Annotated in this window: 15 protein-coding genes, 2 pseudogenes and 1 riboswitch; of the genes and pseudogenes, 7 read left to right on the top strand and 10 right to left on the bottom strand. The window is 73.0% G+C overall.

Going from position 1 to position 19,119, the window contains the following annotated elements; translation table 11 throughout:
* Positions 1–8: 8 nt before the first annotated feature.
* Entirely contained in the window at positions 9–2,021 is a 2,013-nt protein-coding gene (dxs, locus tag QRN89_RS31190; RefSeq protein WP_290352763.1) for a 1-deoxy-D-xylulose-5-phosphate synthase, read from the top strand.
* Positions 2,018–3,403, top strand: a complete 1,386-nt coding sequence (locus QRN89_RS31195; protein ID WP_290352764.1) for an aspartate aminotransferase family protein — start codon at positions 2,018–2,020, stop codon at positions 3,401–3,403. The genes dxs and QRN89_RS31195 overlap by 4 nt, the downstream gene beginning before the upstream one ends.
* Positions 3,404–3,518: 115 nt before the next feature.
* Here QRN89_RS31195 and QRN89_RS31200 read toward each other — a convergent pair whose 3' ends face one another.
* A complete protein-coding gene (locus tag QRN89_RS31200) occupies positions 3,519–4,334 on the bottom strand; it encodes a tyrosine-protein phosphatase (RefSeq protein WP_290352765.1) in 816 nt (271 codons plus the stop codon).
* Between the two features lie 552 nt (positions 4,335–4,886).
* Between QRN89_RS31200 and QRN89_RS31205 the strand changes: the two are divergent.
* From QRN89_RS31205 to QRN89_RS31215, 3 genes and pseudogenes are all read left to right on the top strand, one after another.
* Positions 4,887–5,311 (top strand): annotated as a pseudogene (locus QRN89_RS31205) (GH36 C-terminal domain-containing protein); the annotation flags it as partial.
* Between the two features lie 451 nt (positions 5,312–5,762).
* A riboswitch (cyclic di-AMP (ydaO/yuaA leader) is annotated at positions 5,763–5,922 on the top strand.
* A gap of 4 nt (positions 5,923–5,926) precedes the next feature.
* Complete coding sequence (locus tag QRN89_RS31210; RefSeq protein WP_290352766.1) at positions 5,927–6,937, top strand: M23 family metallopeptidase; 1,011 nt, start codon at positions 5,927–5,929, stop codon at positions 6,935–6,937.
* 225 nt (positions 6,938–7,162) lie between these two features.
* Positions 7,163–7,954 (top strand): SGNH/GDSL hydrolase family protein, encoded by a 792-nt coding sequence (locus QRN89_RS31215; protein WP_290352767.1) that lies wholly within the window; start codon positions 7,163–7,165, stop codon positions 7,952–7,954.
* A gap of 170 nt (positions 7,955–8,124) precedes the next feature.
* On the opposite strand, the pseudogene QRN89_RS31220 reads toward QRN89_RS31215, so the two are convergent.
* From QRN89_RS31220 to QRN89_RS31240, 5 genes and pseudogenes are all read right to left on the bottom strand, one after another.
* A pseudogene (locus QRN89_RS31220) lies at positions 8,125–9,018 on the bottom strand (STM4011 family radical SAM protein); the annotation flags it as partial.
* 7 nt (positions 9,019–9,025) lie between these two features.
* On the bottom strand, positions 9,026–10,375 hold the full coding sequence (locus QRN89_RS31225; RefSeq protein WP_290352768.1) for an STM4012 family radical SAM protein: 1,350 nt from the start codon (positions 10,373–10,375) through the stop codon (positions 9,026–9,028).
* Entirely contained in the window at positions 10,372–11,196 is an 825-nt protein-coding gene (locus QRN89_RS31230) for an STM4013/SEN3800 family hydrolase (RefSeq protein ID WP_290353932.1), read from the bottom strand. The genes QRN89_RS31225 and QRN89_RS31230 overlap by 4 nt, the downstream gene beginning before the upstream one ends.
* An 86-nt stretch (positions 11,197–11,282) precedes the next feature.
* Positions 11,283–12,446, bottom strand: a complete 1,164-nt coding sequence (locus QRN89_RS31235) for an STM4014 family protein (RefSeq protein ID WP_290352769.1) — start codon at positions 12,444–12,446, stop codon at positions 11,283–11,285.
* Positions 12,443–13,396, bottom strand: a complete 954-nt coding sequence (locus QRN89_RS31240; RefSeq protein ID WP_290352770.1) for an STM4015 family protein — start codon at positions 13,394–13,396, stop codon at positions 12,443–12,445. Before QRN89_RS31240 ends, QRN89_RS31235 begins: the two co-directional genes overlap by 4 nt.
* A gap of 634 nt (positions 13,397–14,030) precedes the next feature.
* Between QRN89_RS31240 and QRN89_RS31245 the strand changes: the two genes are divergently transcribed.
* Both QRN89_RS31245 and QRN89_RS31250 read left to right on the top strand, forming a co-directional pair.
* A complete protein-coding gene (locus QRN89_RS31245; RefSeq protein WP_290352771.1) occupies positions 14,031–14,357 on the top strand; it encodes a DUF8820 family protein in 327 nt (108 codons plus the stop codon).
* Between the two features lie 87 nt (positions 14,358–14,444).
* Positions 14,445–15,482: a DUF6745 domain-containing protein gene (locus QRN89_RS31250; protein ID WP_290352772.1), complete on the top strand. Its 1,038-nt coding sequence runs from the start codon at positions 14,445–14,447 to the stop codon at positions 15,480–15,482.
* On the opposite strand, the gene QRN89_RS31255 is transcribed toward QRN89_RS31250, so the two are convergent.
* From QRN89_RS31255 to QRN89_RS31270, 4 genes are all read right to left on the bottom strand, one after another.
* Positions 15,473–16,390 carry a carbohydrate kinase family protein gene (locus QRN89_RS31255; RefSeq protein ID WP_290352773.1) on the bottom strand — a complete coding sequence of 306 codons (918 nt, stop codon included), beginning with the start codon at positions 16,388–16,390 and terminating at the stop codon, positions 15,473–15,475. The two genes, QRN89_RS31250 and QRN89_RS31255, sit on opposite strands and share 10 nt — an antisense overlap.
* A gap of 30 nt (positions 16,391–16,420) precedes the next feature.
* Positions 16,421–17,041, bottom strand: a complete 621-nt coding sequence (locus tag QRN89_RS31260; RefSeq protein WP_290352774.1) for a TetR/AcrR family transcriptional regulator — start codon at positions 17,039–17,041, stop codon at positions 16,421–16,423.
* A gap of 201 nt (positions 17,042–17,242) precedes the next feature.
* The gene (locus QRN89_RS31265) at positions 17,243–18,430 is read right to left on the bottom strand and encodes a glutamate dehydrogenase (protein ID WP_290352775.1); all 1,188 of its coding nucleotides are present in this window, start codon (positions 18,428–18,430) and stop codon (positions 17,243–17,245) included.
* A gap of 65 nt (positions 18,431–18,495) precedes the next feature.
* Entirely contained in the window at positions 18,496–19,083 is a 588-nt protein-coding gene (locus tag QRN89_RS31270; RefSeq protein ID WP_290352776.1) for a carboxymuconolactone decarboxylase family protein, read from the bottom strand.
* Positions 19,084–19,119: the final 36 nt, after the last annotated feature.

The following is a 19,119-nucleotide window of genomic DNA, read 5'->3' on the forward strand; positions in this document are numbered from 1 at the left end:
GCACGAGCGTGCCGATTCTGGAGCACATCCGGGAGCCGCGCGACCTCGAGGCGCTGACGGAAGGGGAACTCGGCGAACTGGCCGAGGAGATCAGGGAGTTCCTCGTCCGGGCCGTCGCCAGGACCGGCGGTCATCTGGGACCCAACCTCGGGGTGGTGGAGCTGACCATCGCCCTGCACCGGGTCTTCGACTCGCCGGCCGACCGGATCCTCTGGGACACCGGTCACCAGAGCTACGTGCACAAGCTGCTGACCGGCCGGCAGGACTTCTCCAAGCTGCGTGGCAAGGGGGGCCTGTCCGGCTACCCGTCGCGTGCCGAGTCCGAGCACGACGTCATCGAGAACTCGCACGCCTCGACGGTCCTCGGCTGGGCGGACGGCCTGGCCAAGGCCAACGAACTGCTGCGGAGGGACGACCACGTCGTCGCGGTCATCGGTGACGGGGCCCTCACCGGCGGCATGGCCTGGGAGGCGCTGAACAACATCGCCGACGCCGAGGACCGCCCGCTCGTCATCGTCGTCAACGACAACGAGCGCTCCTACGCGCCGACCACGGGCGGCCTCGCGAGCCATCTGGCCACGCTGCGCACCACCGACGGCTACGAGCGCTTCCTCGCCCGCGGCAAGGACCTCCTGGAGCGCACCCCCGTCGTCGGGAAGCCGCTGTACGAGACGCTGCACGGTGCCAAGAAGGGCCTGAAGGACGTCGTCGCCCCGCAGGGCCTGTTCGAGGATCTGGGCCTGAAGTACGTCGGCCCCGTCGACGGCCACGACATCGTCGCCGTGGCGTCGGCGCTGCGCCAGGCCAAGCGCTTCCGCGGGCCTGTGCTGGTCCACTGCCTCACCGAGAAGGGGCGGGGCTACCGCCCGGCCCTGGAGGACGAGGCCGACCGCTTCCACACCGTCGGCGCGATGGACCCGGCGACCTGTCTGCCGCTCGCCCCGGCGGGCGGCCCTTCCTGGACGTCGGTCTTCGGGGACGAGCTGGCGGCCATCGGCGCCGAGCGGCCCGACGTCGTGGCGATCACGGCGGCGATGCTCCACCCGGTGGGGCTGACGGCGTTCGCCGAGCGCTTCCCCGGCCGTGTGTGGGACGTGGGCATCGCCGAACAGCACGCCGCCGTCTCCGCCGCCGGGCTCGCGACCGGCGGACTGCACCCCGTCGTCGCCGTGTACGCCACGTTCCTCAACCGGGCCTTCGACCAGCTGCTGATGGACGTCGCCCTGCACCAGTGCGGTGTGACCTTCGTGCTGGACCGGGCCGGCGTCACCGGCACGGACGGCCCCTCGCACAACGGCGTGTGGGACATGTCGGTCCTCCAGGTCGTCCCCGGCCTCCGGATCGCCGCCCCGCGCGACGCCGAACAGCTGCGGGTCCAGCTCCGCGAGGCCGTCGACGTCTCGGACGCGCCGACCGTGCTGCGCTTCCCCAAGGAGTCCGTCGGGGAGCCGGTGCCCGCGCTGGAGCGGATCGGCGGGATGGACGTGCTGCACCGCGGCGCGGATCCCGAGGTGCTGATCGTGTCCGTCGGGGCGACGGCGCAGGTGTGCCTGGGGGCAGCCGAGCTGCTGGAGGCCCGGGGTCCGCGCTGCACCGTCGTCGATCCCCGCTGGGTCAAGCCCGTCGACGAGCAGCTCGCGCCCCTCGCGGCCCGGCACCGGATCGTCGCGGTCGTGGAGGACAACAGCCGTGCCGGCGGGGTCGGTTCGGCGGTGGGACAGGCGCTGCGCGACGCCGGCGTGGACGTGCCGCTGCGGACCTTCGGCATCCCCGACGAGTTCCTCGCCCACGCCAAGCGGGCCGAGGTCCTCGCCGACATCGGGCTGACCCCGGTGGACGTCGCCGGGCGGATCGCCGCCGCCCTCACCCGGGGGAAGCGGCCGGACCCACCGGTGTCCCGCCCTCGGGCCGGGACGGCTTCGCCCACGACCGGGACGACCCGGACGGCCCGGACGGCCGGGCCGACCCCCGACACCGAGCAGTCCGAGCCACCCGAGAAACCCCAGGAGCGCCGCGGATGACCACCGAGTTCGACCTCGCGAAGCTGCTCGCGGAGCGGGGCGGTGAGCGGTACGAGCTGCACGCCCGTCACCTCAACCACCAACTGCCCCGCATGCTTCGGACGATCGGCTTCGACAAGGTGTACGAGCGGGGGGAGGGCGCGTACTTCTGGGACGACGAGGGCAACGACTACCTCGACATGCTCGCCGGGTTCGGCGTCATGGGCCTCGGCCGGCACCACCCGGTCGTCCGCAAGGCGCTCCACGACGTCCTGGACGCCTCGCTCGCGGATCTGACCCGCTTCGACTGCCCGCCCCTGCCCGGACTGCTCGCCGAGAAGCTGCTGGCCCACAGCCCCCACCTGGACCGCGTCTTCTTCTGCAACAGCGGTACGGAGGCGGTCGAGACGGCCCTGAAGTTCGCCCGGTACGCGACCGGCCGGCCCAGGATCCTCTACTGCGCCCACGCCTTCCACGGACTGACGGCCGGCTCGCTCTCGGTCAACGGCGAGGCGTGCTTCCGGGACGGGTTCGCCCCGCTGTTCCCGGACACCGCGGTCGAGCTGGGCGATCTGTCGGCGCTGGAACGGGAGCTGGCCCGCGGCGACGTGGCGGGCTTCGTCGTGGAGCCGATCCAGGGCAAGGGCGTGCACGAGGCGCCGCCCGGATTCCTGCGCGCGGCGCAGGACCTGCTGCGCCGGCACGGGGCGCTGCTGATCGCCGACGAGGTGCAGACCGGCCTCGGCAGGACCGGGGACTTCTACGCCCACCAGCACGAGGACGGTGTGGAGCCCGACCTCGTCTGCGTGGCCAAGGCCCTGTCGGGCGGCTATGTTCCGGTCGGCGCGACCCTGGGCAAGGAGTGGATCTTCAAGAAGGTCTACTCGTCGATGGACCGGGTGCTGGTGCACTCGGCGAGTTTCGGCTCCAACGCCCAGGCGATGGCGGCCGGTCTCGCCGTGCTGTCGGTGATCGAGGACGAGCAGGTCGTCGCGAACGCCCGGGTCACCGGGGAACTGCTGCGGACGCGGCTGGCCGCCCTCGTGGACCGTTACGAGCTGCTCCACGAGGTCCGCGGGCGCGGGTTGATGATCGGGATCGAGTTCGGCCGGCCGTCCTCGCTCGGGCTGCGCAGCCGCTGGACGATGCTGCAGGCGGCCCGCAAGGGGCTGTTCGCCCAGATGGTGGTGGTGCCCCTGCTGCAGAGGCACCGCATCCTCACCCAGGTCTCGGGCGACCGGCTGGAAGTGATCAAGCTGATTCCGCCGCTGATCATCGGGGAGCCGGAGGTCGACCGGTTCGTCGAGGCGTTCACCGCCGTGATGGACGAGGCGCACGGCGGCAGCGGGCTGATGTGGGACTTCGGGAAGACCCTCGTGAAGCAGGCGGTCGCCAACCGCTGAGGCGGTGCGGCCGGGAGCACGACGGCACGGTCACCGGGCCGCGCACGACGGCCCGGAGCGGGCCCCGCCGCGCCGGTGTGCCGGGGGCGGCTCCCGGCCGAGCCGGCCTCCGCCGTCAGACCGTCCCGTCGACCAGGCGCTCGCGGAGCCGCTCGCGCGTCGCCGGGGTGAGGCCGAGGCCGTCCGTGAGATAGCGCTCGGTGCTGCCCCACACCTCGTCCATGGTGTCGAACGCCGCGGCCAGGTACTCGGCCCGCGCGTCGAAGAGCGGGCCCAGCAGCTCCATCACCTCGGGCGACATCCCGGCGGGGGAGCTGTCGCTGCGGCGCACCTTGTAGCGCCGGTGGGGGTCGTTCGACTTGAGGTAGTCCGCCTCGATCGCGTCCCGCTCGACTCCCACGGCCAGCAGCGAGACGGCGATGGAGAGGCCCGCCCGGTCCTTTCCCGCGGCACAGTGCATGAGAGCCGGGGTGCTGTCCTCGGCCAGCGCGTGCAGGACACGGCTGTGCTCGGCGGTGCGTTCCTTGATGATCAGGCGGTAGGAGGCGATCATCCGCCCGGCAGCCTGGCCGTCGGCGAGGATCGACTTCAGCTGGTCCAGGTCGCCGTCGCGGACCATCCGCCAGAACTCGGCCCCGTCGGCGGGGTCGGACAGCGGGATGTTGACGTTGCGCACCCCGGCGAGCTCGACGTCCGGGCCCTCCAGCCGCTGGTCCGCGCTGTTGCGGAAGTCGAAGATCGTGTGGAGCCCGAGCGAGGAGAGGAAGGCCGCGTCGGTGTCCGTCGCGTGTGCGAGGTGGCCGCTGCGGAAGAGCCGTCCGTACCGCACGCGCCGTCCGTCCACGGTCGGCAGTCCGCCCACGTCCCGGAAGTTGCGCACACCGGAGAGCTCGGGTTCGGTCGACGGGGTCTGGGGCAGCTGCTGCGTCACGGGGGCTCCTCCGTGTCTGCGGTCGGCGCTGCTCGCCGACGATGGCGCGGTGCTGACACTACGACATCGATTCCTCAGGCAATTATTTCGACCCGTCCCCGCCCGCCCGTTGCCCTGCGGCCGAACCTGCCCGATGTTGTGCCGAGTTGTTCGATTCTGATGGATCTGGATGGTCGAGACGATCGGCGCCGATCGGATCCGGCTGCTGTTCGGCAGGAGGAGCCATGACGCACTGCTCCTCACCGACCGGGACGAACTCCTCCATCCGCACCGGGAGCAGCGCATCGGCCCGGCCGACGCCGAAGGGCCGGCCGCCGACCCCCTCGCGCCGTACCGTTCGAGTCGCCCCTGGACGGGCACGAGGATTACCCGGTCGGGAGCGGCCCCCGCTTCGTACGCCGGCGCTGTCCGTGCGCACGCCCGAGCGCGTGGCACCGAGTGGCGTCTCGTCACGGCACACGGGGCCGACGGCGGGGAGGAACTGCGGCCCGACTCCGAGGGCGGGTTGCACGGGCTCGCGCTCGGCCCGCGCCACAGCCTCCGCGACGACGCGGACGTGGTCGAGCGCTGGGGCACCGTTTCGTCAGCGCGACGGCCGGGACGCTCGGCATCGGCGGCGATCTTCCCGCATGGAGCGAGGAGGAGCCGGCGGAGGGCGCGCGACTCGGTGGAGCTCCGCAAGACGATCGGGCCGCTCGTCCAGCACGGCGAGCTGTACCGGCTGCGTCCGCCGGGGGACGCAGCTGAGCGCCGTGCAGTACGTCCGCGGCGACGAGACGGCCGCCCTGGCCTGGCTGCCCTCGCAGCGTTACGGCGAGCGCCCATCGCGGCTCCGGCTGCGCGGCCTCGACCCGCGGCGGAGTACGCGGCCAGGACACGGCCGCCGCCACCGCGGCGCCGTGCCGCTCCACCACGGGCTCCACACCGGTCTCCGCGGGGACCTCGACGCCAGGGCGCTGCGCTGCCGTCGCGTGTGAGTCACGGCACGTGGTGCGGGGGCGCCGGCCGGGAGCGGTCCGGCGCGGTGTGAGCGGGTGGGATGAAATCCGGCAATTGACCCGTCGCGTGAATGGGATTCCTGCTGGACGGGCGGAAGGCGTTTTTCCGCGCCAGTCGCACCCGAAATTGCATTCCATCCATAATGGGCGATGTGTCCGAATTGGTCGCTTTCGGATAGCGCGCCCCGGTTGCAAACGAGATGGCAACCGCCCGTGAGCTGAATCATATCCGTGACGTTCCGTGGAGTGCGCGCAGGTCCAACTCCCTTGCCCGCGTGGGATGCGAAGATCCGTAGTCCACGGAGCGTGACCGGGAAATGTGCGCTGATATCCGGCAGATCGATTCAGGGGGGAAATGACGGCTTGTTCGCCCCGACCCGACTCGCTTACGGTCACCGCAATCCGGTCGGAACGCCTAATCCTGCCGCCGTCCGGAATATCGCACCCACCCACATGTGGCAGGAGCGGGGGACCCAGGTACTGCGCCGTTCCGTGACCCAGGACGGCTCGGGGTGAAGCCGTGTGCACACACGGCCGGGCAGCTCCAGCCCGAACCCGACAGCTCACCTCGCAGGCGACGGAGAGGAATGCGCCATGCCCGGTAAGGGGAAGCACCGCCGTCCGAGGACCAGCCCGTTCAAGCGCGGATTCGTCGCCGCCAGTACGGGCGGAGCCGTCATCGCCATCCCGTTCATCGGTGCCGCCGGCGCGAACGCCGCCGGGCAGTCCGTGCCTGCCGCCGGACACGCCGCCCCGACCACCCACAAGGCCCTCGTCCCCCAGGCGCCGCAGACGGGCAAGGCCGCCAAGGCCTACACCGTCGTGGCGGGTGACCATCTGTCGAAGATCGCGGCCGAGCAGCACGTCGCGGGCGGCTGGAAGAAGCTCTGGGCCGACAACCGCGCCGCCGTCGGGGAGAACCCCTCGCTGATCCACCCGGGGCTGAAGCTCAGCCTCCACGGCAAGCCGAAGGCCACGGGCGACGTCAAGCCGCAGGCGAAGGCCCAGTCGAAGCCCGAGCGCAAGGCCGACGCCCCGGTCAAGTCCGAGGCCGAGGCGCAGGCCAAGGCGCAGGCCAAGGCCCAGAAGCCGGCAGCCTCCGCCGAGCGCGCCTCCCGCACCGCCGAGCGCGGCGCCGCGGCCCCCGCGGCCGCCCCGGTCCAGGCCCCGGCCGCCGACACCGCCGTCAAGAACCTCCCCTCGGGCTACTTCGCCCCGGTGGTCGGTGGGATCAGCACCTCGTACAAGACCGCGGGTGCCATGTGGTCCAGCGGTTACCACACCGGTGTGGACTTCATCGCCTCCACCGGCACGTCCGTGAAGTCGGTCGGCCCGGGCACCGTCGTCTCGGCCGGCTGGAGCGGTTCGTACGGCAACGAGGTCGTCATCAAGCACAACGACGGCACGTACTCCCAGTACGCCCACCTCTCCCAGCTCTCCGTCTCCTCCGGGGAGGGCGTCACCGGCGGACAGCAGATCGGCCTGTCGGGCTCGACCGGCAACTCCACCGGCCCGCACCTGCACTTCGAGATCCGCACCAGCCCCGGTTACGGATCGGACATCGACCCGCTGGCCTACCTGCGCCGGCACGGGGTCTCGATCTGACGCTGCGTCGGTACCTCGCGCAGCGTCCTCCGTCCGCCGGCCCCGCGCAGGGGGCCGGCGGACGGCTTCGTGTGCCCCCACCCCGGGCCGGGCGAAGTGGGGCGCGGCACGCGACCGGTGGCTATTCCCGCTTTGCCGAAAACTGACCTGGTGGTCTATATCACGCGTCGTCAACCCCTCCCTACGGTGGCGTAGGTCACTTCGCGGGGTGAATGATGACTCGACGTGGCAGATGATTCGCGATCACGAGCAAAGGACTCCTTCGGGTCGTACGCGGCGATCGGTGACAGCTTCACCGAGGGCGTCGGAGACCCCGGACCCGACGGGCGGTTCGTCGGCTGGGCGGACCGTCTCGCGGTCCTGCTGGACGACCGCCTACCGGAACACACCTTCCGCTACGCCAATCTCGCCGTACGCGGCAGGCTGCTCGACCAGATCGTGGAGGAGCAGGTCCCGCGCGCCAAGGAACTCGCCCCCGATCTGGTGACGTTCTGCGCCGGCGGGAACGACATCATCCGGCCCGGCAGCGATCCCGACGACGTCGCCGAACGCTTCGAGCGGGCGGTCGCCGACCTGACCGCCTCGGTGGGCACGGTGATGGTGACGACCGGGTTCGACACCCGCGGGGTGCCCGTGCTCCGCCATCTCCGGGGCAAGATCGCCACCTACACGGCGCACGTCCGTGCCATCGCCGACCGCTACGACTGCCCCGTCCTCGACCTCTGGTCGCTCAAGTCGGTGCAGGACCGGCGGGCGTGGGACGGCGACCGGCTGCACCTGTCACCGGAAGGGCACACGCGCGTGGCGCTGCGGGCAGCGCAGGTGCTCCGTCTGGACGTCCCGGCCGACCCGGACCAGCCGTGGCCTCCGCTGCCGCCGCGCGGCACCCTCGAAGTCCGCCGCGACAACATCCAGTGGGCCCGCGAGCATCTCGTGCCGTGGATCGGACGGCGGCTCCGCGGCGAATCGTCGGGCGATCACGTCGAGCCGAAGCGCCCGGACCTGCTGCCGCTCTGATCGCCCGGGCGCGAACCGGGACGTGGACGCGGGCCGGAATCCTCCGGGGCCGAGCCGGGGGCCGAAGGCGGGTCCGGATCCGTCAACGGGCCCGGGCCAGGGTCCGGGGCGGAGCCCGGGCCCTGGGCGGGAGCCGGACGGGTGTGCCCCGGGCCGGGTCCGCGTCCGACGCGCCGCGCCCGGTCCGGGGCGCTCCCGCCGCCGGGAACCGGGCCGGGATACCCCGCCGGGATCCGCTCCAGGACCCCGCCCGCGAACACGTCGTACAGCGGCAGCGACTCCAGATGGACATAGCCGATGTGGCAGTCGCACACCGCGAGCGGGCAGGCCCGCGGTCCCAGCGCCGCACGGTAGGAGCCGTCGTAGAGGTTGCCCAGCCCGGAACGCACGAAATGGCAGCGCCGCACCGTGCCGTCGCCGTCCACCGAGACGACCGACTCGCCCGTACGGCAGGGCAGTCCGGCCGAACGGTGCGGATGCCGGCTGTACGGGAAGAGGGGGTCGAGCGCGGTCCAGCGGGCCGCCTCCTCGTCGGTGTAGGTACGCCCCTCCGCCGCGTTGACCCACAGATAGACGTGGTCCGGGAGGTCCGCCCGCAGTCGGCGTGCGGCCTCCAGATGCTCCTCGAAGCCGACGATCCCGACGCTGAACCTGATGCCGCGCGCGACCAGGTCCCGGCACTTGCCGAGGAAGCGGTCGTACGGCGTCTGCCCCGGGTGGTACGTGCACCACAGCGCCAGCGTCCCCGGGTCGGCGTCGTCCAGCCAGTCCGTGCGGCAGCTCAGATTGGTCTGGACGGCGACCCTGTCGATGTGCGGCAAACGGGACAGCCCGGCCAGCGTGCGCCGGTACCAGGAGCGCACCAGCGCCTCGCCCCATGGTGTGAACAGCAGTGACAGCCGGTCCTCGCCCTGCCGCTCCGCCGCCCAGCCCGCGAACCGCTCCAGCGCCGTCCGGTCGGCCCGCAACTGCTCGCGGCTGTCCCGCCGCTTGGCGAACGGACAGTAGGGGCAGTCGTAGTCGCACGACGCCAGTGGCCCGCGGTACAGCACGGTCAGATCCATCGGCGCCTCACTTCGGCTCGTACGCGGACATCGCGTCACGCACGGCGGGCGAGAACAGCTCGGGACCCAGCGCGTCCGAGTACGCCAGCCCCTCCGGCGTGAGCCGCAGCAGCCCGCCGCTCTCCTCCAGCCAGCCGCGTGCGGCGAAGGCCGCCAGTTCGCCGGGGAAGTCCTCGGCGGGCGCGCTGCCGAAACGGTCCCGGTACCCGGCCACCTCCATCCCCTGTGCCTGCAGCAGTGACTGCAGCAGATGGCGGCGCCGTGCCTCGCCGTCGTCGATCCGCCGCCCGACCTCGGCCCGGGTGAAGTCGGCCGTCTCCGTGTAGTCGTCGATGATCGTGCGTATCCGGCGCATGTCCACGGCGTAGTCGAAGGAGTAGTGCAGGCCCGAGGTGTACGAACGGGCCCCGCAGCCGAGGCCGATCATGCCGTCGGTCTGGCAGGCGTGGTCGTCGGGGCCGCGCCGCGCTTGGTCCTGTGCGCCGGTGCGGCGGAACATCCGCATGGAGACCTGCTCGTAGCCGTGCGCCAGCAGATGATCACGGCCCAGCCGGTAGAGCCGCAGCCGCTGCTCGTCCCAGGCGGCCTCCGTGTCCGCCTCCGTGCCGGCGTGCCGGCCGAGTCCGGTCAGCGGCCGCACGTAGAGCGGGTACAGATACAGCTCCTCCGGGTGCCAGGCGAGCGCCGCGTCGAGGGAGCGCCGCCAGGTCGCCTCCGTCTGGCCGTCGATGCCGTAGATCAGGTCGATGTTGAGGACCGGGACGCCGGTGTCCCGGATGCGGCCGAGCGCGGCCTCGACGTCGGCGCGCCGCTGCGGGCGGACGGCGGCCCTCGCCTCCTCGTCCACGAAGCTCTGGACGCCGATGCTCAGCCGGGTCGTGCCGCGCTCGGCGAGCACGGCGAGGCGGTCGGCGGTCGCCGTGGCCGGGGACGTCTCCACCGACAGCGGTACGGCGCGCAGTGCGGCGCCCATCCGCTTCTCGGCGATGTCGCAGAGCCGCTCCAACTCCCCGGCGGTGAGGAAGGTCGGGGTGCCACCGCCGAACGCGGCGGCCGCGAACCGGACCGGGTCCGCGTCGCCCAGTGCCTCCCGGACGGCCACGGCCTGCCGCTCCAGCGCGTCGAGGTACCGCGTCGTCAGCTCGTCGGGGGCGCCGATCCGGGTGAACAGATTGCAGAAGCCGCAGCGGACCTCGCAGAAGGGGATGTGGAGGTACAGGGAGAGCGCGTCCTTCCCCTCCCCGGCCCACAGGTCGCGCAACCGGGGCCGGTCCGGCAGCGGACGGTACGACGTCTTGTGCGGGTAGGCGTAGACGTAGCTCCGGTACGGGCGGATCCCGTGCGCCGCGCCGCTCACCGGGCGCCCTCCGGGGCATCCGGCCCGGGCAGGAGGAACTGCGCGTACGGCACCGTCCACACGACCTCGTGGCCGAGCCGGTGGCCGGTGTACCCGTCGTCGCCGTACGCCGTGCCGTGGTCGGAGCAGACGATCGCGAAGCACCGCCTGCGGCGGGCCGCCGCGGCGAAGAGCCGGCCGATGTGCCGGTCGACGTACTCCAGCGCGGCCGCGTGGGTCTCGCGGGAGTCCCCGGCCTCCCGCGTCGCGCCCGGCAGATGGAACCAGTTGGGCTGGTGCAGGGCCGAGACGTTGACGAAGAGGAACAGGCGCCGGTCCGCGGGGAGTGCCGCGACGACCTCCTCGGCCCTGGCGACCTGAGCCTCGAAGGAGGTCGGGGAGGCCACGCCGAACTCGGGCTCCCAGTGGCTCTCCTGGAACATCCCCGGCAGCACGGTGCCGAGCGGTCCCTGCCGGTTGAAGAAGCCGACACCGCCGATGCACACCGTCCGGTAACCGGCGCCGGCGAGCCCGGAGACCAGGTCGGGCGTGTCGTACACGAACGTGCCGTCGGCGGTCGTCTCACTGCCGGCGAACCGCGCGGCGAACAGCCGGGGATGGGGGCCGGGCGCGGCGGGCGTCGGGAGGAAGCCCGCGAAGATCGCCTGGTGCGAGGCCCAGGTGAAGCTGCCCGGGGCGTGCCGCCGCTCCCAGCGGCCACCCGGCAGATGACGCGCGAGGTTCGGGATGCGGCCGGCGGCCGCGAGTTCCTCCGCGACGTCGAAGCGCAGCGTGTCGAGGGTGACGAGCAGCAGGTCGTCCGTGCCGACGACCGACCGCATGTCCGGCGAGGGCGCTGCCGGGACGACGCCCGGGGATCCGGCCGGGTCCGTCGTGCCGGTCGCGGCCGCCGTACGGGCGGGCTGCGTCATGCCGGCCGGACCGGTCCGGCCGGGAGAGGCTGAGTGCATGGTGGTTCCTCATGGTGCGGATGTACGGCGGCGACCTGCGCCGCATAGGTGTCGAGGCCCTCGCTGCCGCTGCCCGGCAGTCCCGTGAGCCCCGGCAGGAGGTCGCCGAACGCGTTGACCTCGCCGACGGCGAACCGGCGCCAGCCCGTGGCCGGCAGCAGGTCGACACCGACGCACAGGGTCCCGGGGAAGCTGCGGGCCGTGCGCTCGCACAGTCCCAGCACGTCGTCGCGCCAGCTGCGGCCGGCAGCCCGCACGGCGGCCCTGGCCTCGGCCAGGTCGCCCCGCAGACCGCCCAGATGGAGATTGGTCAGCGGGGAACGGCTGGTCCGCACGACGGCGTGCGTGGCCCGTCCCGCGACCACCACGACCCGCAGGTCGGCGGCCCTTCCGTGCTGGACGGCCTTGGGCAGCCAGCGCTCGATGTGCAGACCGTCGGGCGCGAGGGCGTCCACGATGGCGGCGATCTCCTGCTCGGACGTGTAGCGGCGCAGCCTGAGCGAGTTGAACAGTCGTCCGTCCGGCGTCCGTTCCACCGACGTCGTCGCCCGGATGCGGCCGCCGCCGGCGAACTCCACCGCCAGGACCCCGGATGCCGATGAACCGTGGGCGAGCTTCACGAACGCCCGGCGGTACCCCGGTTCGGCGAGCACGGCACGGACGTCGTCCCAGCCGCGCACGGCGGGTGCCGCGGCGCCGGACGTGGGCGACGGCGGCACCGCCACGCCGGACGCCGTGAGCCGCTCGTGGCACAGGCGTTTGTCGAACAGCACGGCGAGCTCGTCCGGGTCGTCGAGCAGGGTGCCCCCCGCGGCGCGCACGGACTCCGCCACGTCCCGCACGGCGTCCGTGAAGCGCGCGTACCAGCGGCCGGTGCCCTCGACCGCGGCCGGGTCGCCGACACCGCGCAGCAGCCGGTCCACCTCCGGGTCCTCACCGGGGGAGTCGATCCGCACGGTCTCCCCGGCCTCGAAACCGGCCCGGCCCCGCAGGACGTCCAGCCACGGCACCACGCGCGCCTCGGGCAGCCCCGCCGTGCGCAGTGCCCGCTGGAAGAAGGCGACCCGGCGGTTCCCCGGGACGCCGACGACGGCGAAGCGCCGTGACGCCCCCGGTCTCACTCCGCCACCGCGGTGAACCGGCCGTTGTCCTCGTCGTCGTCCCAGGGCTCCTGCACGCCGTCGAGGTCGACACTCACCCCGGAGGGCTCCAGCGCACGGCGTATCCGCTCGGCCATCGGCTCGCTGAGGAAGTGGTGGTGCAGGTCGAGCTTGCTGAGGTGGGTGAGGGGCTGTCCCTCGAGCAGCGCCGCCGCCCCCTGGTCGCCCAGGGTGCCCATCGACAGGTCCAGGATCTCCAGCCGGGCGACGACCGGCGCCGCCGCGAGGGCCGAGGCGATCTCGTCCTGGATCTCGCTGTTGCGCAGAGCGAGACACCGGAGTCCGGGAAGGCGGGTGCCCGCGAGGAACGGCCCGAGGTCGCCGAGCTCGGCGTCCCCGCCGTAGCCGGAGGTACCGAGCCAGAGGTCCAGGTGCTCCAGGGAGGGCAGCTCGCAGGCGGCCACGCCGCGGACCACCCCGGCCGGCAGGCCGCCGCTCTCGATCACGAGGGTCCGCAGACGCTCGTGCCGGGCAGCGCCGAACACCAGGCCCATGCCGCCGCGCACCCCGAACTCCTCCAGCTCCGGGAAGGCGTCGAGCAGCGGGGTGACATCGCCCTGGTTGATCCAGGAGATCTCGCACTCCTCGAACGTGATGTCGCCGACGAACAGCGCCCGCAGCTCCGGCAGCCGGTCGCGTGCGGCGAGCAGCGCCGAGAACACCTCGTCGGGGCCGCTGTCGTACACGTCGCTCCAGGCGCCCACGATCAGGGCCCGGACCTTCGTGGTGTCCACGGCGGCGGCGAAGCGCGCGAAGGCGTCCTCCCACGCCTCCTCGCTGTCGTACGCGTCCACACCGATCCGCCAGGCGACGGACGCGGGGTCCGGCAGCTCGCCGGCCTTCGCGTCGGCGCCCGGGAAGTCGAACGCGGGCAGGCCGTGCAGCTCCTGCAGATGGACCCCAATGGTCATGACGATGCTCCAGACAGCGGACGGCGATGATCGGCTGATGTGCGAGCAGTTCTACCAAGCGCCACTGACAGGGCCCCCCGCGGGGCGTCCACAACGTCCGACGGCCGCCGGGCGGCTGGGAGACGACCGTGCGAACGCCCCCGGGCCGTGGGGAGCATGGGGTGCCGTGCGCACTCCGGGTCCGCGGGGAGCATGGGGACGGGCGGGGGCGTGCGAACCACCGCCGGGTCCCGGGGCCACAGGGGCGCGGGCCGCCCTGCCGGGACGTCCGGTGCCGGTCCGTCGGGAGCGCTTGCGTGGTTCCCGCGCGTCACGCCCGAACCGGACGCGGCCCGGCCGTCTCACGCAGTCGCAGTCGCAGTCGCAGTTGCGGCTGGGGTCCGGCCGTCCGGCCGCGCGTGACGCCCGAACCGGATTCGCGGGGGCGGCCGTCCCATGCCGTCGCCGTCCGGGCGTCGGCGCCGGTTCCGCGGTCCGGCCCACGCGCGCGAGGCCCCGCCGCCGGTTCCCTCCGGTCCGGGTGCGGCCCCGTGCCGGACCGGGCCGGGCGGGTGACGTCGCGTCATTGTCAGACCCTGCCTCTAGCTTCGATCACAGCCCGGCGCACCAGGCGCCGACGGTCGAGGGGAGAGCCATGTACCGGCAGGGAGATGTGCTGATCGTGCCCGTCGCGGAGGACGCCGTCCCCGCCCGTGCCGAGGACGCGCAGGGGGAGCCGAGGGACGGCCGCGGTCGGCTGGTCCTGGCGCTCGGCGAGGTCACCGGTCACGCCCACGCCGTGACGGGCCCGGGACGGCTCTTCCGCGACGCGGGCCCGTCCGGGCCCATGCTCCTCCATGTCCCCGAGGGCGGCCGGGTGGTGCACGAGGAGCACGCGCCGATACCCCTGCCCAAGGGCTGGTACCGCGTGGTGCGCCAGCGGGAGTACATCCCGGGCGCGGTGCGGATCGTGGCGGACTGAGTGCCGGGCAGGGGCCGGCAGCCGCGAAGGACCGGCGGGACGCGTGACGCAGTGGCGGGAACAGGACATCAGGGGGCGGGACTTCGGATGCAGTACATGGACAAGTGGCGGGCAGTGGCGGCGGCGACGGGGCCGGCCGACCGGGCCGCCGCGGAGGAGGGGATCGCGCTCGCCTACCGCACGGCCGGGCTCGCCGAGCCCGAGCGCTACGTGTGGGTGGACTCGCCCAGAGCCGCCGTGACGGCGGTGCGGTCGCTGACGGACGCCGGCCGTTCCGTGCGCGACGAGGTGAGGACCGTGCCCTGGGCCGAGGAGCGCCGCCGGGTGCACGACGCCCTCGGCCCCGCGGGCTGGACGGAGTTGTGGGGGAGGAGCGGCGCGCTGCTCTGGGACACCACGCGCGCGCTCGCCGAGCGGATACGGACGGGGGTGGCCGACGCCCTGGCCGAAGAGGCCGCCGTCCTGGCAGGGGACGACTCCGAGGCCGCGGACGCCGAACGGAAGGCGGTCCGGATGGTCCTGCTGGACGCGGTGCTGGGCCAGCACGACGCCGCCTGGCTCGCCGCCTTCGACGGCCGCAGCGACCGGCTCGCCGGCCTGACCCGGGTGGCGGAGCACGCCGGCTGGTGGTGGCCGTTCGAGAAGGCGGCGGTGATCTGCGAACGACCCGTGGAGCTCCACCGTGACGAGGCCGGGCGGCTCGACCGCGGCGACGGCCCGGCACTCGCGTTCCCGGACGGATTCGCGCTCCACGCCTGGCGCGGCATGCCCGTCCCCGCCGACTTCCTGGCCGGACTGGCCGCACTCACCCCGGAGCGCATACGCACCGAGGAGAATGCCGAACTGCGCAGGGTGATGCTGGAGTTCTACGGCTACGACCGCTATCTGACCGAGTCGGACGCCCGGCCCGTGCACCGCGACGAGACCGGTGTGCTGTGGCGGATCGCCCTCGCCGACGACGAGGACGTCACGATGGTGGAGGTGGTCAACTCCACGCCCGAACCGGACGGTACGCACAAGACGTACTGGCTGCGCGTACCGCCCACGACACGGACCGCGAAGGAGGGGGTCGCCTGGACCTTCGGCCTGGACGCCGAGGCGTACGTCCCCCTCCGTCAGACCTGAGCGGAAGCCAGGCCCTCGCGGCCGATCAGCGCAGAACTGCCGTGTCCCGTACAGGCGTAGGCACCGGCGACCGCGCCCAGCCGTGCGCACTCCTCCAGACGGCGGCCCGCCAGCCGTCCGTAGAGGAAGCCGGAGACGTACGCGTCGCCCGCGCCGTTGGAATCCACCACCGGTGTGGGCGGCACCGTCGCCGGTATCGGGCGGGGAGTGCGCCCGCCGTCGCGCGTCATCAGATACGAGCCGCCGGCCCCGGCCGTGGCGACGACGGCCTCCGCCCGGCCCTCGCGCAGGATCTCCCGCATCACCGACGCGATCCGTTCGCCGGCCCCGGCCGCGCTCAGGAACACCACGTCGGAGCGGAGCGCGAAGTCCCGGTGGTGGTCTTCCACGCCGTCCCAGTCGTGGAGATCGGTCGACACCGGCACCCCGAGCTCCGCGATGTCGTCGTACAGGAACCGGGCGAAGTGCACGATCGACAGATGGACGTGCCGGGCCCGTCGCAGATGAGGGAGGTAGAAGTCGCGAGGCATGCGCAGATCGCCCGGGTCGCGGGCGTCGTAGAACGACATCCTGCGGCCGGTGTCGTCGACCAGGTTCACCGCGCGCCGGGTTCCTGTGGGGGAGACCAGATGCTCGAAGTCCACGCCGCCGTCCGCCAGCCGCTCCCGCACCTGTCCGCCCGCGAGATCGTCGCCGATGAAGTCGAGGAAGGTCACGCCGAGTCCGAGCGCCCTGCAGCCGAGGGCCACATTGCCGCCCGTCTGGCCCGCCCACTCCCGGATCGGCGGCACTCCGACCGAGTCCGCCGGCGGCACCGGCAGCGATCCGACCCGTACGACCGTGTCGACCCCGCTGCCGCCGACCACGAGTACGTCGAGGGCGGACCGTTCCGTGCTCTGTGCCGACACCGTCTTCCTCTCCGCGCGCCCGTCCGTGCGCTAAGCACTCTGCCGGGTCAACGCCGCGCGGTCGAGCCCCAGTTCACGGGCGAGTGCCTCCTCGGCCCACTGCAGCATGCCGGCCCGGCTCAGCGAGCCCGCATACGACGTCATCTGCACGGCCAGGCCGTCGAGCAGCGCCGTCAGCCGCCACGCCGCCGCCGAAGGGTCGGCGCACCGGAACTCGCCGGCCGCCGCGCCCTCCGCGATGACCGCCGTGAGCTCCGCCTTCCATCGGCGGTCGAGATCGCGGGACACATCACGCAGGGCGGGCTCCCGCAGTGCCACCGCCCAGCCCTCGATCCACAGCCGCCACCCCTTCGCCTGCCCGGTCGGGGCGTACCAGCGCACGGCGGTCCGCAGCCGCCGCACCGCCGAGGTCCGACGGCCGAGGATCTTGCGCAGATGGGCCAGATCGCCCTCCGCCGCATAGGAGAAGGCGGCGGCGACGAGCTTCTCCTTCGAGGAGAAGTGGTACAGCACGAGGGCGTTGCTCACACCGAGAGCGGACGCCACGTCGGCGATCCGGACGGCGGCCACCCCGCGGGCCTCGATCTGCTCCACGGCGGCCCGCAGCAGTTCCTCCCGCCGCTCCGCCACGCTCAACCGGACTCTCGCCACCCGGTCACCCTACACACGCCCCGCGGACCCGAGCGGTCGCCGGTCCGTGGCGTGCGGCTGGGCGAGGTCGGGGAGTTCACCGGCGCCGCCGGTGCCGTGCGCGCAGCCGATGCCGTGCGGAGGAGGGACCGCCGAGCCCGTACCGACGGCGCCCGGGCACGGCCCTCGCCGCACTGCCCCGCCCGGACGCGTCGGCCTCACCTACCGGCCGTACGAGCCGAAGCGTTCCATGATGCGCGGCAGCCGGTCGGCCACGATCGCGTGGGCCGCGGCGCGCGGGGTCGTGCCGTCCTCCTCGGCACGCGTGAGCATCCGGTCGACCAGGGCTCGCATCGACCGCCGCGTGTGGGTGAACGCCTCCTCCGCGTCCGCACCGATGTCACCGAAGAGCGTCCACCACCACCAGGCGTTGGTCCCGGAGTTCACCACGACGTCCGGCAGCACGGTGACCCCGCGCGCCCGCAAGCGCTCCTCCGCCTCGGGAAGGACCGGCATGTTGGCCGCCTCCGCGATCCAGCGTGCCCGGATCACGGACTGGTTGGCCGGGTCGACGGCGTACGAGACCGCGGCGGGCACCAGGACCTCCGCGTCCGCGGACAGCCAGGCGTCACCGGGCAGCTCGAGGTCGCCGGGGCGCAGCGCCGAGCGGTCCACCGTTCCGAACGAGTCTCGGGCGGCGAGCAGTGCCTCGACGTCCAGGCCGTCCGGGTGGACGATCGTCCCCTTGATGTCGGCCACGGCCACGATCCGCAGACCGGCGTGCGACAGGAAGCGGGCCGCCGCCCCGCCCATCGTGCCGAAGCCCTGCACGGAGACCCGGGCCCCTTCGTGAGGGACGCCCGCCCGCTCCAGGGCCGTGAGCACGGACTCGGCGACTCCGCAGCCGCCGACCAGCTCGTCGAGCCCGATTCCGTCGACGTCGACGGCGAACGCGTCCGCCAGTCGCCGGCGCGCCGCCGACTCGTCGTCCAGCAGCGGATACACGGCCTGCACCGTCGAGACCAGCCCGGCCTCGGCGGCGGCCTCGTCGATCACGTCCTGGGTGAGCCCGAGGTCCTCACCGGTGGTCCACATGTGCTCGATGTAGGGACGCATCGCCCGCAGGTAGCGGACCAGCACGCCGTACGCCTCCGGGGCCCTCGGGTCGCAGTCGATCCCGCCCTTGGCGCCGCCGAGCGGGACGTACCTGCCCTCCGGGTCGTAGTGGAGGGCCTCCTTCATGGTCATGCCCCGGGCCAGTCCGGCGACCTCGTCCAGGGTGCAGCCCTCGCGCATCCGCAGCCCGCCGCTGCACACGCCGCGGACGAGGCGGTCGATCACGAGGTGGCCCCGCCGCCCGGTGACGTGATCGGTCCAGGTGAGCGAGACGAGCGGGCCATGTTGGGACACGGAGGCCTCCGGATAGGACTACGAACTGAACCGTCGGTCAGTATCCGGAGCTCGGCCGCGGCCTGTCAACGCGCGTCGCCCGCAGCGGCCGCCCCGGCCGGCCCGCGCCCGGGCACCTCGCAGTGGTCCTTGAACCCCTGGCTGGTCAGACCGAGCGCGGAATTCATCCGCGACCGCAGGTTCTCCACCGCGATCATCGCCGTGAGCTCCACATGGGCGGCCTCGCCCAGAGCAGCCAGCAGCCGTCCCGCCAGCTCGTCGGTGACCTGCGGCGGATTGGCCGTCATGGCCTCCGCGTACTCCATCACGTCCCGTTCCAGCGGGGTGTACACGTCACTCTCCCGCCACACCGGCACGTCGTGCACCTTGCGGACGTCCATGCCCCGACGCTGGTTCTCCCAGTACCCGAAGTCCATGCACCAGCTGCAGCCGATCGAGGCGGCCGACGCCATCACGGCCAGCGCCTTGAGGTCGGCGTCGAGCCGGTTCCACTTCGCGACCGCGAGCTCGAACCGCAGGTCGGACCTGAGCACCTTCGGATTGTGGGCGAGCGCCTTCGCCGGGTCGAGGACCTTGCCGTACGTCCGCTTCGAGTACCAGTCCACCGCGCGGGAGAAGAGCGTACGGGGCGGGGTGAGAGAAATGCGGGCCATGGCGGGGCTCCTCGATCGTCGCTGTGTGCCTTCACC

The organism is Streptomyces sp. HUAS CB01, from assembly GCF_030406905.1.
Lineage (GTDB): Bacteria > Actinomycetota > Actinomycetes > Streptomycetales > Streptomycetaceae > Streptomyces > Streptomyces chengbuensis.

Bases quoted from the DNA above. Each gene is read 5' to 3' on its own strand.
- QRN89_RS31195 (WP_290352764.1), top strand. From the start codon at position 2,018: ATGACCACCGAGTTCGACCTCGCGAAGCTGCTCGCGGAGCGGGGCGGT.
- QRN89_RS31250 (WP_290352772.1), top strand. From the start codon at position 14,445: ATGCAGTACATGGACAAGTGGCGGGCAGTGGCGGCGGCGACGGGGCCG.
- QRN89_RS31240 (WP_290352770.1), bottom strand. From the start codon at position 13,396: ATGACCATTGGGGTCCATCTGCAGGAGCTGCACGGCCTGCCCGCGTTC.
- QRN89_RS31210 (WP_290352766.1), top strand. From the start codon at position 5,927: ATGCCCGGTAAGGGGAAGCACCGCCGTCCGAGGACCAGCCCGTTCAAG.
- QRN89_RS31270 (WP_290352776.1), bottom strand. From the start codon at position 19,083: ATGGCCCGCATTTCTCTCACCCCGCCCCGTACGCTCTTCTCCCGCGCG.
- QRN89_RS31230 (WP_290353932.1), bottom strand. From the start codon at position 11,196: ATGCGGTCGGTCGTCGGCACGGACGACCTGCTGCTCGTCACCCTCGAC.
- QRN89_RS31245 (WP_290352771.1), top strand. From the start codon at position 14,031: ATGTACCGGCAGGGAGATGTGCTGATCGTGCCCGTCGCGGAGGACGCC.